Annotated in this window: 3 protein-coding genes; all 3 read right to left on the bottom strand. The window is 71.8% G+C overall.

Features of this window, described 5'->3' with window-relative positions; all coding sequences use genetic code 11:
* Window positions 1–99 precede the first annotated feature (99 nt).
* The 3 genes from LCL87_RS14185 to LCL87_RS14175 all read right to left on the bottom strand — a co-directional run bounded on the left by LCL87_RS14185 (window position 100) and on the right by LCL87_RS14175 (window position 18,030).
* The gene (locus LCL87_RS14185; RefSeq protein ID WP_510850767.1) at window positions 100–16,515 is read right to left on the bottom strand and encodes an amino acid adenylation domain-containing protein; all 16,416 of its coding nucleotides are present in this window, start codon (window positions 16,513–16,515) and stop codon (window positions 100–102) included.
* 190 nt (window positions 16,516–16,705) lie between these two features.
* Window positions 16,706–17,026, bottom strand: a complete 321-nt coding sequence (locus LCL87_RS14180) for a hypothetical protein (RefSeq protein ID WP_225020626.1) — start codon at window positions 17,024–17,026, stop codon at window positions 16,706–16,708.
* 248 nt (window positions 17,027–17,274) lie between these two features.
* Entirely contained in the window at window positions 17,275–18,030 is a 756-nt protein-coding gene (locus LCL87_RS14175; protein ID WP_225020625.1) for a succinate dehydrogenase/fumarate reductase iron-sulfur subunit, read from the bottom strand.

The raw sequence follows: 18,030 nt of genomic DNA, 5'->3' as shown, positions 1-18,030 counted from the left end.
AGACCCCTCGAGATTCGACGCCTCCATGCCTGACGCAGTCCGCCATCGGCACGCGACGCTGCCCACCATGAAAGCACCGGACCGGGGTGCGCTGCAAGATCATCGCGAGTGACCGTCCAGGTACCGCCCGACGATGGGGCCGATCACGTCGAGCGCCTCCGGCGTCGTGAGCCGGTTGTGCGACCAGGCCACCGGGTGGATCCGGACGGCGCCGGAAACGTAAGGATCCCAGGGTGTTTCCGAGCCGACGGTCGCACCGTCCCCGGCGGCGACGTAGATCAGGTCGCCGTCGAACATCTCGGGTCGGTAGGAACCGCCGAGGTCGATCGTGTGGAGGTAGTCGTCGTAGAGCCGGCGCACGTCGTCCGCGGTGAGCGACGCGTACGGCCCGCCGCCGTCGTGCAGCAACCGCGCGGCGTCCGCGGGGGTGAGGTCGCCGTCGGCCGAGGACTCGTCGACACCCGCGAACTCCGCGAACAACATGCCCAGTGTCGGGGCGGGCGCCGACTCGGGGACCGACTCCGCCGTCTGGGTGTCGAGCATGACGAGGGTGCCGACCTCCTCACCGAGACGACGCAGGCGCACGGCCATCGCGTGCGCGATCGCACCGCCCACCGAGTAGCCGAGCAGGTGGTAGGGCCCGTGCGGCTGGATCTGCCGGATCCGGTCGACGTACCGGTGCGCCAGTTCCCGCATCGTCGCCGGCGCGTCGGCCCCGTCGGTCAGGCCCGGCGACTGGATGCCGTACACCGGCCGGCCGGCCGGAAGGTACGGCAGCAGACCCGTATAGCACCAGGTCAATCCGATGGCCGGGTGCACACACACCAGTGGTTCCGCGCCGTCACCCGGCCGCATCCGGACCAGGACGTCGTCGGGGACGGGTTCGCCGCCGCCGTCCAGGCGAGCCGCTATCGCCGCCGGGGTGGGGTCGGTGACGACCCACTGCATCGGCAGCGCGCGGCCGAGCCGGGACTGCACCTCGGCAACGACCCGCACGGCACTGAGCGAGTTGCCGCCGAGTTCGAAGAAGCTGTCGTCGACGCCGACGCGGTCGGTCCCGAGAACGTCGGCGAACACGTCGACCAGCACCGCCTCGACATCCGTCGCGGGCGGCCGGTAGTCGACGGTCGCGAACACCGGATCCGGCAGCGCGCCTCGGTCGAGCTTGCCGTTGGAGTTCATCGGCACGTCGTCCAGGATCGTGATCGCCGACGGCACCATGTACGCGGGCAGCGACGCCGCCGCGAACTTCTTGAGCGACGCCGCGTCGAGAGCACTGCCTGCGCCGAGGCGCACGTACGACACCAGCACCGTCTCCCCCGTGGGTGCCGTGTGCCCGAGGGACGCCGCGAACTCGACGTCGGGGTGCGCCGTCAGGGCGGCGTCGACGTCCCCGATCTCGATGCGCAGGCCCCGGATCTTGATCTGGAAGTCGGTGCGCCCCACGTACTGGATGCCGCACGAGCCGGCGCGCCGCACCAGGTCGCCGGTCCGGTACAGCCGCGACCCGGATGGACCGAACGGGTTGGCCACGAAGCGTTCCGACGTCCGCGCCGACTGGCCGCGGTAGCCGCGGGCGAGGCACGGCCCGGACAGGTACAGCTCGCCCTCGCCGCCGTCGGGCACCGGCCGCATCCAGCCGTCGAGCACGACGGCGCCCACCGCCGACCGCGGTACCGGTCCGCCCAGCGTGATGGGTTCGCCGGGCGCGAGGGTGTCGCTCGTGGTGACGCACACCGTGCATTCGGTGGGCCCGTACGCATTGAGCAACCGAGTGCGGGGCGCCCACTCGTCGACGAGTTCGGCGCCGAACAGTTCGCCGCCGACCTCCACCACCTCGACGTCCGGTAGTGCGGCCGGGTCGAGGGTGCCGCAGACCGCGGGGGTGACGAGCAGGTGGGTGATGCGCTCCTCCGCCGCGTACCGCTCGAGTTCTGGGCCCGCGTACACCTCGGGCGGCGCGACCACGAGCGTCGCCCCTGCCGCGAGAGCGAGGGTGAGTTCGAGAATCGACACGTCGAAGCTCGGGGAACACACGTGCAGGACGCGGGAATCCGGGGTGACTCCCTGGTGCTCGATCTGTGCGGCCGCCAGGTACGGCAGCCCGGCGTGGGTGACCACGACCCCCTTGGGCGCCCCCGTCGACCCGGACGTGTAGATCAGGTAGGCGGGATCGGACACCCGGACGGGATGGGTGCGTTCGTCGTCACGAATCGGCAACGGGGAGAAGCGGTCCAGTTCGAGCTCGTCGAGCGCGAGCCACTCAGGCCCACCAGGCAGACCGTGATCGCGGGACGCGGCGAGCCCGACCACGGCGTCGCAATCGTCGAGCATGTAACCGATCCGCCCCGGCGGCAGCGCGAGATCGATCGGGACCGGCGCGGCGCCCGACTTCGCGACGGCCCAGGTCGCGGTCACCGAATCGGCCGACCGCGGGATCGCGACGGGCACGAAGTCCTCCGGTCCGATGCCCCGCTCGACGAGGACGCGCGCGATCCGGGTCGACCGCTCGTCGAGTTCGCGGTAGGTGATGTCGGTGCCGTGCCAGCGCAGCGCCACGGCGTCCGGGTCGAGCGCCGCTCCCGCCCCGAGGGTCGCGGCCCAGGTCCGCGGCGTCACGGAGCCCTGCGATGCCACCTCGACGAGTTCGGCCCGGCGCTCGGCGCCCAGCACGTCGATGCGCCCCACCGGCGTCTCGGGCCGGTGCGCGACGGTCTCGACGATCCGCGCCAGCCGTGCGGACAGGTCCGTGACGGTCTCCGGTGCGACAGCGTCGGGCGAGTACCGCAGCCGCAGGCGCAGTCCCACGTCGTCGAACGCCATCAGCGAGAGCGGGTAGTGGGTGGAGTCGTGCCCGACGATGTCGGTGACCCGCACCCCGGTCCGGTCGGTCAGTTGTTCGAGCGCCGCCAGGTCGAGCGGATACGACTCGAGCACCATCGCGGTGTCGAAGAGTCCGCCGAAGCCCGCCGCCTGCTGGATCGCGGTGAGGCCCAGGTGCTCGTGCGGCATCAGCGCGGCGCGCTCGGACTGCAGCCTGGCCAGCAGGTCCAGGGTCGTCTCGCGCGGGTCGAGCCGGACCCGGACCGGCACGGTGTTGATGAACAGCCCCACCATCGATTCCACGGCATCGACCGCGGGCGGACGGCCGGACACCGTGGTGCCGAACACGACGTCGGTGCCGGCGGTCATCTCCCCCAACAGGATTCCCCACGCCGCCTGCAGCACCGTGTTGACCGTGACACCGGCCCGCTCGGCCGTCCGGGCCAGCGCCGTTGCGGTCGACGTGTCCACCGGCACCGCTTCGCTCGCGCTCGCCGACAGCCGCTGCCCGGCGGCGTGCGGCGCGACCAGTGTCGGGCCGGGCAGTCCGGCCAGCGCCGCCGCCCACGCCCGCTCCGCCGCACCGGTGTCGCGGGAGGCGAGCCAGGCCAGGTAGTCGCGGTACGGCGCCGCCGGACGCTCGAGCGGCCGACCGCCCGTGACGTACAGCTCGAACAGGTCCGCGACGAGCAGCGGCATCGACCAGCCGTCGAGCAGGATGTGATGGTTCGTGACGACCAGCCGGCGACGGCCGGCGCCGAGTTCGATCAGCAGGAACCGGATCAGCGGTGCCCTGCGCATGTCGAAGTGGTTCTCGCGCTCACGGTCGATGAGCACCTGATCCCGGCCGTCGGCGACGACGGCGACCGACCAGTCGACGTCCACGTGATCGAGGACCACCTGCACGATCGTGCCGTCGGCTCGGTTGTCGAACGCGATGCGCAGGCTCGGGTGCCGGTCCATCAGCGCCTGCGCCGCCACGGCCAACCGGACCGGATCCAGCTCGCCGTCGAGGTCGAGTACCAGTTGCACGTGGTAAGCGTCGACGCCTTCCCCGGCGAGCAGCGCGTGGAAGAGGAGCCCCTCCTGCAGCGGCGCCGACGGCCAGACATCCGCCAGCGCGGGATGCGTGCTCTCCCACTCGGTGATGTCCTTCTGCGTCGCCGTCACGAGGTCCAGATCCGACGGGGTCAGACCCCCGCTGCCGGGGCGGTCCGCGTACTCCGCCAGCGCGTGGACAGCGCTGCGCCACAACGTCGCGAACTCTTCGGCGCCGTCGGCGTCGAGGACTCCCGGCGCGTACCGGACGGCGGCGCACAGGTGCGGCCCGTCCACGAGGTCTACGACGTAGGCGTCGATCGCGAGCGTGCTCGGCACCGGCCCCTGGCTCGCGGCGTCGACCATCGTGTCCGGGCCGTCCGCGTCGAGGGACCACCCGGCCGCGCCCTGACCTGCCAGCCGTCCGAGGTAGTTGATCGACACCTGCGGATCCTCGAGATCGTCGAATTCCGTCGCGGTGTCGGGGTTCAGGTAGCGGAGCAGCCCGTAGCCGATGCCGTGGTCGGGCACCGCGCGCCACTGCTCCTTGACCGCCGCGAGCGCCGCGCCGGCCCCGTCGCCCGCCGCGTATGCGTCGTCGAGGTCGACGTCGGTGAGGTCGACCCGCACCGGGAAGCTGGTCGTGAACCATCCCACGGTGCGCGAGAGGTCGGCGCCCGGCAGGATCTGTTCCTCGCGGCCGTGCCCCTCGGCCGAGACGACGACACTCGCGCGGCCGCCGGCCCAGCGATCCCACCGGGCGATGGCCATCGCCGTCGCGCACAGCACCGCGTCCGCCGGGGTCGCCCGGTACAGCTCGGGCAGCCGCCCCAGCAGGCGGTGGGTCACGCTCGCGGCGATGCGCACCGTCTCCTGTTCCGCTGTCACGTCGACGACCGGGTCGAAGCGCCGGGCACCGAGCACCGGGTCGGCCGGTGTCAATGCGTCTCGCCACCAACGTAACTCCGCGACCCGTTCCGGTTCGGCCGCGAGCCTGACCAACTCGTGCGCCCACGTCCGCATCGACGTCCCCACCCGCGGCAACTCCGGCGCCGCGCCGGCGCGGGCCTGCGCGCACGCGGACACGAGGTCGGCGAGCAGGATCCGCCACGACACCCCGTCGACCGCGAGGTGGTGGATGGCGACCGCGAGCCGCCCCGACCGTTCGGGACCGGCGTCGCACCAGGCAACCTGCACCATGACCCCGGCCGCCGGGTCGAGGCGAACGACCGCGGCGGCCCGCTCCCACGACGCCACGGCGTCGACGTCCGCGTCGTCGTGGACGTGCGAGCAGTCGATGCGCCGCAGGCAGTCGCCGGCGTCGACCGAACCGGGCTCGTCCACCACCAGATGCATGTCGGAGCCGGAACCGATCCGCATCGATCGCAGCATGTCGTGCCGATCGAACAGCGACTGCAGCGCGACGATCAACTGCGCCCCCGTCGTCCCCTCGGGAATCCGCACGGTGACCGACTGCGAGAAGTGATCCCACTCGCCCCGTCGGCCACCGAGCCAGCGGAGTACAGGTGTCGGCTCCACCTCACCGACCCCGCCGCCGGCGACCTCCGCGAGGCCCGCGGCCCGGTCCGCGCCGTCCGCCGAGCCCACCACGGTGGCGAGACGCTCGACCGTCGGATGCTCGAACACGTCCTGCGGGGTGAACACCATCCCCGCCGCGCGGGCCCGGGACACCAACTGGATGACGGTGATCGAGTCACCGCCCAGGGTGAAGAAGGAGTCGTCGGCCGCGACCGCGGGCACGCCGAGTGTCTCCGCGAACAGACCGGCAAGGTGCTCTTCCGCGGGTCCGGCCGGCTCCCGGCCGTGCCCGGTGAAGGCCGCGAAGTCAGGCTCGGGCAGCGCGCGACGGTCGACCTTCCCGTTCGCGGTGACCGGCAGCGAGTCGAGCACCACGACGGCCGCCGGCACCATGTACGGGGGCAGGATCCGGTCGACCGTGTCACGAATCCCGAGCGGGTCCAGGACGTGTCCGGGCTCGGGGACCACGTAGCCGACGAGACGGTCGTCGGCGCCGCGCTCACCCCGCCGCGACACGACGACCGCGCGCCCGACGCCGTCGCAGCGCAGCAGCGCGGACTCGATCTCGCCGAGCTCGATCCGGAAGCCCCGCACCTGGACCTGGAAGTCGCTGCGGCCCAAGAACTCCAGTCGACCGTCGGATCCGCGGCGACCGAGGTCGCCGGTGCGGTACATCCGCCGGCCGTCGCCGCCCGGTGTCGCGACGAATCGCGCCGCGGTGAGGCCGGGCCGGCCGACGTAACCGCGGGCGACGGCGTCGCCCGACACGTAGATCTCGCCCTGCACCCCTGCGGGCACGGGGTGCAGTCGCGCGTCGAGCACATCGACGCGGACACCGGGCAGCGGACGGCCGATCACGGATGCGGGCGTGTCCGCGAGCGCGTCGCGTGCGAGGACCGCGTCGGTGTCGATCACGGTCGCCTCGGTGACGCCGTACATCTCCACCACCCGGGCACCGTCCGGGGGCGATTGGGCGTACCAGCGCTCCACCTGTTCGAGAGCCAGTTCCTCGCCGCCGACGAACACGTAGCGCAGCGGCAGGTCCGCGGCCGCGGAGTGATCGACCAGTTGGTAGAACGACGCGGGCGTCTGGTTCAGCACGGTCACCGATTCCCGGCGCAGCAACTCGACGAACTCCTCCGGCGAACGCGCGGTCACCGGGTCCACGACGACCGCGGTGGCGCCCACCGACAGCGGCCCCCACACCTCCCACACCGAGACGTCGAAAGCGAAGGAGTGGAACTGGGTCCAGGTGTCGGTGGGCCGCAGGTCGAACGCGGCGTAGCCGCCGGCCAGCAGCGCCACCGCGCTGCGATGCGACACCTGCACGCCCTTCGGCCGTCCCGTCGACCCGGACGTATAGATCACGTAGGCGGCATTGTCGGGGTGCAGTGGGACGGCTCTGTCGGCGGACGTGACCGGCGCCGGCGACGCCGCGTCGCGGGCGGCACGAACGGGGCCCGAGTCGAGGACGACGACCGGCGCCGGGAGATCACCCAGCGAGTCGGCCGCGTTCACGGTCGTCAGGACACACGCCGGCGCGACCTCGCCGACCACGAAAGCGATCCGCTCGGAGGGCGATCCGATGTCGATCGGCAGGTAGGCCGCCCCGGCGAGAGTGGTTGCGACCATCGCGACCACCATGTCGGCCGACCGGGGCAGCGCCAGCACCACCACCGTGTCGGGTCCCGCGCCGCGGGCGGCGAGCACCCGCGCGAGCCGGCTCGCGTCGGCGCGCAGTTCCTCGTACGTCGTCCGCGCGGCCCCGTCGACGAGGGCGACGGTGTGGGGATGCGCCGCCGCGGCCCGCGCGAACAGCGCGTCGAGCGTGGCCCCCGGGGCACTCGCGGCGGCGACGTGCCCGGCCTCGATCGCCGCAAGTTCGGCATCGGTGAGAAGGCCCACCTCGCCGACCGGGACGTGCGGATCGGCCGCGGCCGCGGCGACGATCCGGCGCAGTCGCTCGGCGAAGCCCTCCGCCGTCGGCGGATCCCACAGGTCGGTCGCGTAGGTGAGGTCGAGGCGCAGCCCCGCGGGTTCGCCTTCCGGCGTGAACGATTCGGCGACGCTGAGTTGCAGGTCGAACTTGGAGACCGCCGGCTCGCACTCGAGCGGCTCCACCTCGAGCCCGGGCAGCCGCAGATACCCCGACATGTCGGACCGGTACTCGACGAGTACCTGGAACAGCGGCGCGTACGACGTCGACCGCTCCGGGGCGAGTTCGTCGACCAGTCGCTCGAACGGCAGGTCGGTCCGGGCGAACGCGGTGAGGTCGGTGTCGCGGACCACCGCGAGGAGTTCACCGAACCCGGCGCCGGTGTCGATCGGGGTCCGCAGCGGCAGCATGCCGACGAACATGCCGACGATGTCGTCGAGACCCGCCTCCCCGCGCCCGGACACAGGCGTGCCGATCACGATGTCGTCGGTGCCCGACAGCCGCGCGACCAGCACCGCCAGTGCGGTGTGCGCGACCATGAACATCGTCGCGTTGCCGTGGCGGGCGAGGTCCGCGAGCCTCGTGTGCTCGGCCGCGTCGATGCCGAATCCGACGGCCGCGCCGCGGAACGACTGCCGGGACGGCCGCGGCCGGTCGGTCGGTAGCGGGATCAACTCCGGGATGCCGTCGAGAGTGGACCGCCACTGTGCGAGCTGACGGGCGTACAGCGAGTCCGGATCGGCGGGGTCGCCGAGCAGGTCGCGCTGCCACAACGCGAAGTCGACGTAGTCGAGGGGCGGCGGCGCCCAGTCGGGTGGGCGGCCGCGACGACGGGACTCGTACGCGCGCATCACGTCCCGCGCGAGCGTCGTCATCGAGAACCCGTCCGCCGCGATGTGGTGGGCCACGACGGCCAGCACATGCTCGGTGCGCGACACTCGCAGCAGCTGCGCCCGCAACGGCACCTCGAGGCTGACATCGAATCCGGATCCGACCAGCCGCAGCAGGTGGGCGGGCAGGTCGGCACCGAGCACCGACAGCAGCTCGGTGCGCGGGGCGTGATCCGGTTCGACGACCCGCTGGACGGGGCCGCCGTCGACGAGCGGGTACGTCGTGCGCAGGGTCGGGTGCCGGACCACGACGTCACCGACCGCTGCGATCAGCGCGCGTTCGTCGAGGTCGCCGCGCAGACGAACGGCCATCACGATGTTGTAGGCGTCCGACGCGGTGTCGAGCTGGTTGATCGACCACATGCGCAGCTGCGCCGACGACAGCGGCACGACGTCGGGCCGCGGGTACGGGCGAAGCACCGGGCGAGGGTCCGACCGGCCGCCGCTGCGGATCCGCGCGGCGAGGCTCCGGACGGTGGGCGCCTCGAAGAGGGCGCGGACGTCGAGGTCGGCGTCGAGCGCCGCGCCGAGCCGACGCGTGACCCGGGTCGCCATGAGCGAGTTGCCGCCGAGGTCGAAGAAGCTGTCGTCCGGCCCGATCCGGTCGATGCCGAGCACCGCGCGCAGATGCCCGGCGACGATCTTCTCGATCGGGGTGAATGCGGCTGCGCCCGTGGTGTCGACGGCGACCGGGAAGTCGGGCTCCGGCAGCGCCTTCTGGTCGAGTTTCCCGGACGGCGTCAGCGGCACCTCCGGGATCGGCACGATCAGCGACGGCACCATGTGCGACGGCAGCCGCAGCGCCACGTGCGCGATCAACTCGCCCGGATCGACCGCCGGATCGTCGCCCGAGCGCACGTACGCGACAAGGACCGTCTCGCCCGACGGCCCGGTCCGGCCGAGAGTGGCGGCGAAGTCCACCGCGGGGTGATCGGTGAGCGCGGCGTCGATCTCACCGAGTTCGATCCGGAACCCGCGCACCTTCACCTGGAAGTCGCTGCGGCCCAGGTATTCGAGGGTGAGGTCCTCGCGCCAGCGCACGATGTCGCCCGTGCGGTACAGCCGGTCGCCGGGGAGGGTGCCCTCGTCCTCCTCGGTAGGACGGTCGGTGGCGGCGACGAACGGGCTCGCGACGAACCGTTCCGCGGTCAGCCCCGGTCGGTGGTGGTAGCCGCGCGCGATCGCGGGCCCGCCCAGATACAGCTCGCCGGGCATTCCGATCGCCACCGGCTGCAGCCGCGCGTCGAGCACCAACTCGACGAATCCCAGCGTCGGACCGCCGATCGTGACGGGTTCGTCGGGCACCAGGGGTCCGGCGATGTTGGACATGATCGTGGTCTCGGTGGGCCCGTACGCGTTGAACATCCGACGCCCGGGCGCCCACCGCCCCACCAGTTCCGGCGGGCACGCCTCCCCCGCGACGGCGAGCGAGGCCAGGGCATCGAGGCCGTCGGGCGACAGGGACCCGAGCACGCTGGGGGTGAAGAACGCGTGGGTCGCCCGCCGATCCGCCAACCCGCGCGCCAGCTCGTCGCCGCCGAACACGTCAGGCGGCGCGATCATCAGGTGGGCGCCGGAACCGAACGCCATGAGCAGTTCGAACACCGACGCGTCGAAGCTCGGCGACGTGAACTGGGACACCCGGGCGTCCTCGGTGACGGCGAGGCTCTCCCGCTCGGCCGCAACGAGATTCGCCAGACCGCGATGGGTGAGGGCGACCCCCTTCGGAATGCCCGTCGAGCCCGACGTGTAGATCAGGTACGCAGGGTTGTCGACGCGCACGGGTGCGCGTCGGTCGGTGTCGGAGAGCGGCCCGCCGGACAGGTCCGTGAGATCGTCCCGGTAGCCGTCGGAGTCGATCGCGTGCCAGGACACCGCACTCGGCAGGGTGTCGCGCCACCGCTCGACGGTCAATCCGATGCGCGCCCCCGAGTCGCCGAGCATGTGTTCGATCCGCTCGCGCGGGTAGGTCGGATCGACGGGGACGAACGCCGCGCCCGTCTTCGCAACGGCCCACACGCCCAGGACGAACTCGATCGACCGGGTCAGCCCCAGTGCCACGATGCCTTCCGGCCCCACCCCGGCCGCGACGAGGTGCCGCGCCATCCGGCTGGACCGCTCGTCGAGTTCGCGGTACGTGAGGACACGATCGGCGGAGGACAGCGCCGGCGCGTCCGGGTCGATCCGGGCCGCGTCGGAGAGGATGTCGGGCAGCGTGCGGGGCCGGCGTCCGGGCCGACCGTGGACGGGTGCCAGCCGGGCGTAGTCCGTGTCCGAGAGCAGCCGTAGCCGCGCCAGCGTCCGGTCGGGATCGGACGCGATCGCGTGCAGCACCCGCTCGAGTCGGTCGGCGACGGCGTCGATCTCGTGCTCGTCGAACAGCGCCGGGGCGTAGTCGATGCGGATTTCCAGGCCTCCGTCGACGGACGCGGCGAGCGCGAACGGGTAGTGCGTGGCGTCGTGGACCGCGATGTCGGCGACCCGCATCCCCGCGATGTCGGTGTCGGCGGTCAGCCCACCCCGGTCGATCGGATAGGACTCGAAGACCGTGATGGTGTCGAACAGCGCCGCCGCCCCGGTCGCGCGTTCGATGTCGGCGAGACCGACGTGTTCGTGATCGAGGAGCTCAGCCTGGTCGGCGTGGCAGCGGTCGAGCAGTTCGCCGAGGGTCTCCGCGGGGTGCAGCGTCACCCGGACCGGGATCGTGTTGATGAACAGGCCGACCATGTCCTCGATGCCGTCGACCTCGGGTGGCCGCCCGGACACGATCGCCCCGAACACCACGTCGTCGCGTCGGGTCCACGCCCCCAGCACGATTGCCCACGCCACCCGCACGATCGTGCTGAGCGTGACACCGCGCTCCCGGGCGAGGTCCTCGAGCCGCGCGGTCTCCGCGTCGGTGAGGAGCAGCCGATCGGCGCGCGGCACCGTGGGCAGCTGCCGTCCGCGTTCGAACGCCCCCACCAGTGTCGGTTCGTCGACACCCGCGAGCGCCTCCACCCACCGCGCCGTCGACGCCGACCGGTCGATCGTGGCCAGCCACGCCAGGTAGTCCGCGAACGACGCCGACGCCGGGAGGTCGTGCGGATCCGGCGCCGCGTACAGCGCGAGGAGTTCGCGGATCAGCAGCGGCACGGACCAGCCGTCGAGCAGGATGTGGTGGTAGCTGAGCGCGAGCACGTGCCGGTCGTCGCCGGTACGGATCAGCAACGCCCGCAACAGCGGTGGTGTCGCCATGTCGAATCGCCGCGCCCGATCCTCTTCCAGCACCCTGGTGACATCGTCGGGATCCGGCAGGTCGGCGACCGACCACGGCAGTTCGACCCGACGCGGAACCGGTTGCAGCGGATCGCCGTCCGGGCCGGTGGTGAACGCGACCCGCAGAATCTCGTGCCGGTCCAGCAACGTCTGTACCGCACGACGCAGCCGGTCGCCGTCGACCTGCCCGCGCAGATCGAGGGTCAGTTGGACGAGGTAGGGATCGGTACCGGCGCCGGCGAGTTCGGTCTGGAACAGGAGGCCGGCCTGCAGCGGCGACAGGGGCCACACCGCCGCGAGGTCGGGGTACGCCGCTTCGAGCTGCTCGATGGCCTCCTGGTCGAGGTCCACCAGCGGTACGTCCGACGGTGTCAGGCCGCCCGCGTCCGGTGCGCGGGCGGCGCTCGCGAGTTCCCGGCACGCCGAGCGCCACAGGTCGGCCAGATCCCGCACCTCCGCGGCGTCGAACAGGCCCGCGGGGTAGGCGATCGACGCGCGCAGCGTCGGACCGGATGCGGTGTCGACGGTGAGAAGGTTGATGTCGAGCGCGGCCGCGACGGGCATCTCCGGGTCAGCGGACGAGCCCAGATCGCCGAGTTCGTCGACCGGCAGCCATGCCCCCTCGTCGCCGTCCGTGAGCGTCGTGCGCCCGAGATAGTTGATGCTGATCTCGGGCGGCGGCGCGTCGAGCCGGTTTGCATCGCCGTCGCGGAGGTAGCGGAGGGCGCCGTAGCCGATGCCGTGGTCGGGGGCCGCCCGCAGCTGTTCCTTGACGAGTTTCAGTGCCTCCAGCGCAGCGCCGGCAGCGCTCCGGGCGTCGAGGTCGATGCCGGTGAGGTCGAGCCGCACCGGATGAGTGGTGGTGAACCAGCCGACGGTGCGCGACACGTCCGCGCCTGGAATTACCTGTTCCTCGCGGCCGTGCCCCTCGAGCAGGACGACGCACGACGCGGTCGCGGCTCCGCGGCGACGGCGCCACCGCACCAGCGCCATCGCGAGCCCGGTGACGACCGCGTCGTCGACGCCGCCGTGCACGGATTCCGGCACGGTGGTCGACAGGGCCGCGGCGACACTCTCCGGCAGCTCGACGAACTGTGTGACGACAGCGCCGGCGACGTCACGGGCGGGGTCGAGAGCGCGGCGGCCGAGCGGCGGATCTGGGTCAGCAAGTACGCCGCGCCAGTATTCGGACTCCGCGGTGCGTTCCGGCGCCGCGGCCCACTCGGTGAGCACGTGCGCCCACGTGCGCATCGAGGTGCCGACGTCGGGCAGGTGCGGCGTGTGGCCGTCCCGCACCTGCGCCCACGCGGCGGCCAGATCGGGCAGCAGGATCCGCCACGACACCCCGTCGACGACCAGGTGGTGGATCACCAGGAGCAGTCGCCCCGGCCTATCCGGCCCGAGATCGCACCACACCGCCTGCACCATCCGCCCCGAGTCCGGGTCCAGCCGATCCGCAGCGTCCTCGCGGGCCGCGGCGAGCACACCGGCAAGGTCGGCGGGAGCGGCCATCTCGATCCGGCGCAGCACGTCCGACGCCGCGACGGCGCCCGCCGGGGGCACCTCGAATTCCGCGTTCTCGGGCAGGAAGCGCGCCCGGAGCAGGTCGTGGTGGTCGAGCACCGCCTGCAGCGCGCCACCCAGATCCGACGCCTCGATGCTCACCGGCAGTGCCACACACACGGACTGCGACAGCCGCGACCACGGTCCGCCGCGTTCGACGAGCCACCGCACGATCGGCGTCGGTGGCACTCGACCGACGCCGCCGCCCGGTAACTCGGCGAGCGCCGCCGCGGGCTCCGCGACCGAGCCGGCGACCGCAGCGAGCCCCGAGACCGACAGCCGGTCGAATACGTCGCGTGGCGTCAGCGACAGGCCGGCCTCGCGGGCCCTCGACACCAGCTGGATCGCCATGATCGAGTCGCCGCCGAGCGCGAAGAACGAGTCGTCGGCCCGCACCGCCTCGACACCGAGCACCTGTGCGAACAGGCCCGCCAGGGTCTCCTCGACAGGCCCGGCGGGCGCCCGACCTGCACCGGCGGCAGTTCCGAAGTCCGGCTCCGGCAGCGACTTCCGATCGACCTTGCCGTTGACCGTGAGCGGCAACCGCTCGAGGACGGTGACGGCGGCCGGAATCATGTAGGGCGGCAGGATTGCACCGACCCGCTCGCGCACGGCGTGCGGATCGAGCACCACGCCCGGGTCCGGCACCACGTACGCGGCCAGACGCACCGGACCCGCGTCCGTCCGCCGCGGGACCACCACCGCGTCGGCCACGCCCGGGCACTCGACGAGCGTCGCCTCGATCTCCCCCGGCTCGACCCGGAAGCCACGCACCTGAACCTGGAAGTCGCTGCGCCCGAGGAAGATCAGTCGCCCGTCGGCGTCCCACCGCGCGAGGTCGCCCGAACGGTAGAGCCGGCCACCGTCGGAGAACGGGTCGGCGACGAAGCGACCCGCGGTGAGACCGGGTCGGCCACCGTAGCCGCGCGCCGTCTGAACGCCGCCGGCGTAGATCTCTCCGACCACCCCGACCGGGACCGGGCGCAGCCGACGGTCCAGCAGATGCAAACGCACCCCCGGCAGGCCGCGGCCCACCAGATTCCCCGGCTCCTGCGCGCGGGCGGCATCCATCTCCTCGCCGGTGAGGAAGACGGTGGTCTCGGTGATCCCGTAGACGCTGACGAGCGTCGCCGCGTCGCCGCCGTGACGGCGGAGCCACGGCAACATCCGGCGCTGGTCGTAGTCGTCGCCGCCGACGCACACCCGGCGCAGGTCGGTCAGCGTCCGTCCCGCCGCCTTCTCGGCCTCCGCGAGTTGCAGGAAGGCGGCCGGCGTCTGCCCCAGCACGTTCACGTGCTCGCGCGACAGCAGTTCGACGAGCGCGTCGGGGGCGCGGACGGTGTCCTGGTCGACCACGACGAGGGTTCCGCCGGAGGTGAGCGCCCCCCAGGTCTCCCACACCGAGAAGTCGAACGAGAAGGCATGGAACATCGCCCACACGGCGCCGTCGGGGGTCTCGAACGCGGCCCGCGCGTTCGCCAGCAGCGCCGTGACGCTGCGATGGCTCACCTGCACGCCCTTGGGCCGGCCGGTCGATCCCGACGTGTAGATCGCGTAGGCGAGGTGGGCCGAGCGCAGGGGCCGCGTCCGTTCGGCGTCGGTGACCGGTGCCTCCGACAGCGCGTCGAGCGTCCGGGCGGTGTCGGCATCGTCGAGCACGATCCGCGAACTACCGACATCCGGCCCGTCCTCGACGTCGGACGTGGTCACCACGCAGGACACCGCTGCGTCGCGCAGCACGTACTCGCGCCGCGACGCGGGCGTGCGGGCCTCGATCGGGACGTAGCTGCCGCCCGCGGTGAGGATCGCCAGGAGCGTGACGATCAGAGCGTCGGAGCGGTCGAGCACCACCCCCACCGGGACCTCGGGGCCCACGCCCAGCGTGATGAGCCGTCGCGCAAGCCGATTCGCCCTGGATGCCAGCTCTGCGTAGGTGAGCCGCCGGTCGCTCCACACGACGGCGACCCGGTCGGGATTCTCCGCGGCCCGTCGCGCCACCAGTTCGGGCAGCGTATCGTCCACATCCGTCCCGGGTGTGCGCCACGAGTCGAGCAGCGCCGCGAGCTCGGTGTCGTCCACCATCGGCAGTTCACCCACCGCGGTGTCGGCGGGTGCGGTGAGCAGGGCGTGCAGCAGGCGCGCGAACCGCTCGTGGTGGGTGCGGAGGGTGGCATCGTCGTAGAGCTGCGGGTTGGCCTTGAAGTCGAGCCGGATCGGCCCGGACGGGCCGTACCGGTAGACGTTGACGAGCAGGTCCTCGATCGGCCCCGACGACAGCACGTCGAGCGCGGTCCGGGTGCCGCCGAGCCGCAATTCCTCCGGAAACAGCATCAGGTTCAGCAGCGGTCCCGAGAAGCCGCGCCCGGCGCCGTGCTCGCCCCGGTCCCGGCGCAGATCCTCGTGCCGGTAGCGCTGGTGCCGGAGCGCTCCGGACAGGGCGGCGGACACCTCGGCCACCAACTCCGCGACGGTCGTGCCGATACGGACCGGTACCCGCAGCGGCACGACGTTCGCGAGCGTGCCGCCGGACCGGCGCAGCACCGCCGTCGTGCGCGACGAGACCGGCAGGCTCAGGACTACGTCCTCGGCGCCGGTGTGCCGCGACGTGTACGCCGCGATCGCCGATGCGACCAGAACCGCGACGCTCACGCCGTAGCGCTCCTGGGCGTCGTCCAGGGCCCCCGCGGTGTCGGGTGCAACCACACCACCGACGTCGCGCCCGAATGCCTGTGCCGGCGCGGACCGCTCCGCGAGACTGCACCTTTCGGGCATCCCAGACGTCCGCTCCGCCCAGTAGTCGCGGTCCGTCCGCCAGCGCTTCGACCCGACGTACTCGACATCCGCGGCATGCACGGCATCGAGATCTGCGGCCCGCGTGGGCGGCGGGTCACGCCCGTCCACGGCCGCGTTGTAGAGTTCCGCGGCCCGGTAGAGCATCGTCGCCGCGGCGACCCCGTCGAGGGCGATGTGATGCGCCCTGGTGTACCAGAACCAACGATCGTCGGCGACGCGGAGGAGTACCGACACCGAAAGCCGGTCGCGCAGCAGATCGAGCGGAGCCGTCACATCGGTCCGCATCCAGGTGTGCGCCGCCGCTTCCGGGTCCGACTCGCCACGCAGATCGACGACTATGGTTCCCGTGTCGAGCCGGGGATCGAGGATCTGATGCGGCCGAGAATCGGTCAGTACCAGACGAATCAGGCCCGAACCGAACTCGCGGGCCGCTCGAGATACGGCCCGCGAGAGGAGGTCGACGTCGAGCCGGTCCGGCCCCTCCCCGATGTCCACGTACTGGGCCACGGACATCGGCACGGAGGGATCGAGTTGCTGCGCCAGCCACTGGCCGGTCTGCGCGGGCGAGAGCGGCATCGGCTCCGAGTGACCGCCGGAACCGCCGTCCAGTTCCGGCAGGCTTGCGCCAGCGCCCGTCGTGCCGGGTGCTGCGTCGACTCGAAAAGGCAGTTCCATCAGCTCGGTACGCGGCGCCGGGGACTGGATTGTCCGACGCCCGCTGCCGCCTCAGTCCTGGCCGGGTGAGTCGATCCTCGTCGCGCGAGCGCCGGAGGCGTTCGACGCGGCAAGAATTGCGTCGATGTTCGTCATTGCCCCAACGATACGACGGACGGTCACCGCCGAGCGAGTGACGATTTCGTGTAGATCACCACTGAGGTGCGGCGACGAGGAGGAATATCAGTCCGGCCACGACGCCGAGCGCGCCGCTGAGGATGCCGAACAGAGCCTCGAGCGACTTGGGTTCGCTCTCCTCGGAGCGGGAGGCGACGACCCCGGCACCGACGGCACCGAGCCCGAGCACGATCCCGAGACCGAACGTCCAGAAGGTGATGACCGACAGCGCCCCCAACGCGATCGAGGTGTCGCTCCCGGAACGGCGCAGCCATTCCAGAAACGGCGCGAGGGACCGCGGCTTGTCGGTGGAGGGGTCGGGATCCGGGGTGGGGCGGTCGGCGACGACGGACATCCTGATGCTTTCTCGAACAAACTACTGATTGACGCGTGGGCGCGGCGGACGGATCCGCCACTGAGGTCTTTCGGTTCGGATCAGCCGAATGTTTCGCAGGCACTCGCGGCCCGACGGGAACCTATCGACCACTCACCCCAGAAATTAGCACTCGCCCGGCAGGAGCGCCAACCGGGGCCCCGGTATGTTCGCTCTGGGCGACCTTCCGAATCCGACTGGCGCGCAAGCGCACCGAGACGGTGCGGCACTCAGCTCCGATCCCGGCGGAAGAGCTTGTTGCCCAACCAGACGACCGGGTCGTACCGCTTGTCCGCGACCCGTTCCTTCATCGGGATCAGGGCGTTGTCGGTGATGTGGATGTTCTCCGGGCACACGTCGGTGCAGCACTTCGTGATGTTGCACAGCCCGAGCCCAAAGTCGTCCTGGGCGGCGTCCCGCCGGTCGGCCACGTCCAACGGGTGCATCTCGAGCTCGGCGACGCGCATCAGGTAGCGCGGACCCGAGAACGCCTCCTTGTTCTCCTCGTGGTCACGCACCACGTGGCACGTGTTCTGACAGAGGAAGCACTCGATGCACTTGCGGAACTCCTGCGAGCGCTCCACGTCGACCTGCTTCATCCGGTACTCCCCCGGCGCCAGCCCGGGCGGCGGAGTGAACGACGGGATCTCCCGCGCCTTGGTGTAGTTGAACGAGACGTCGGTGACGAGGTCGCGGATCACGGGGAACGTGCGCATGGGCGTGACGGTGACGATCTCGTCCTCGGCGAACGTCGACATCCGAGTCATGCACATCAGCCGGGGCCGGCCGTTGATCTCCGCGGAACACGATCCGCACTTGCCCGCCTTGCAGTTCCACCGCACCGCCAGATCGGCGGACTGCGTCGCCTGTATCCGGTGGATGATGTCGAGGACCACCTCGCCCTCGTTCACCTCCACCGCATAGTCCCGCAGGTCACCGCCCGACGCGTCACCGCGCCAGATCCGGAACTTCGCGTCGTATCCCAT

Source organism: Prescottella equi (assembly GCF_020171745.1).
Classification (GTDB): domain Bacteria; phylum Actinomycetota; class Actinomycetes; order Mycobacteriales; family Mycobacteriaceae; genus Prescottella; species Prescottella equi_A.
Note: the sequence above shows the minus strand (reverse complement) of the source record. Positions and strands in the feature narration are given on the sequence as shown.

Excerpts from the sequence above, each read along its gene's own strand:
- LCL87_RS14185 (WP_510850767.1), bottom strand. The coding sequence starts at position 16,515 with ATGGAACTGCCTTTTCGAGTCGACGCAGCACCCGGCACGACGGGCGCT.
- LCL87_RS14180 (WP_225020626.1), bottom strand. The coding sequence starts at position 17,026 with ATGTCCGTCGTCGCCGACCGCCCCACCCCGGATCCCGACCCCTCCACC.
- LCL87_RS14175 (WP_225020625.1), bottom strand. The coding sequence starts at position 18,030 with ATGGGATACGACGCGAAGTTCCGGATCTGGCGCGGTGACGCGTCGGGC.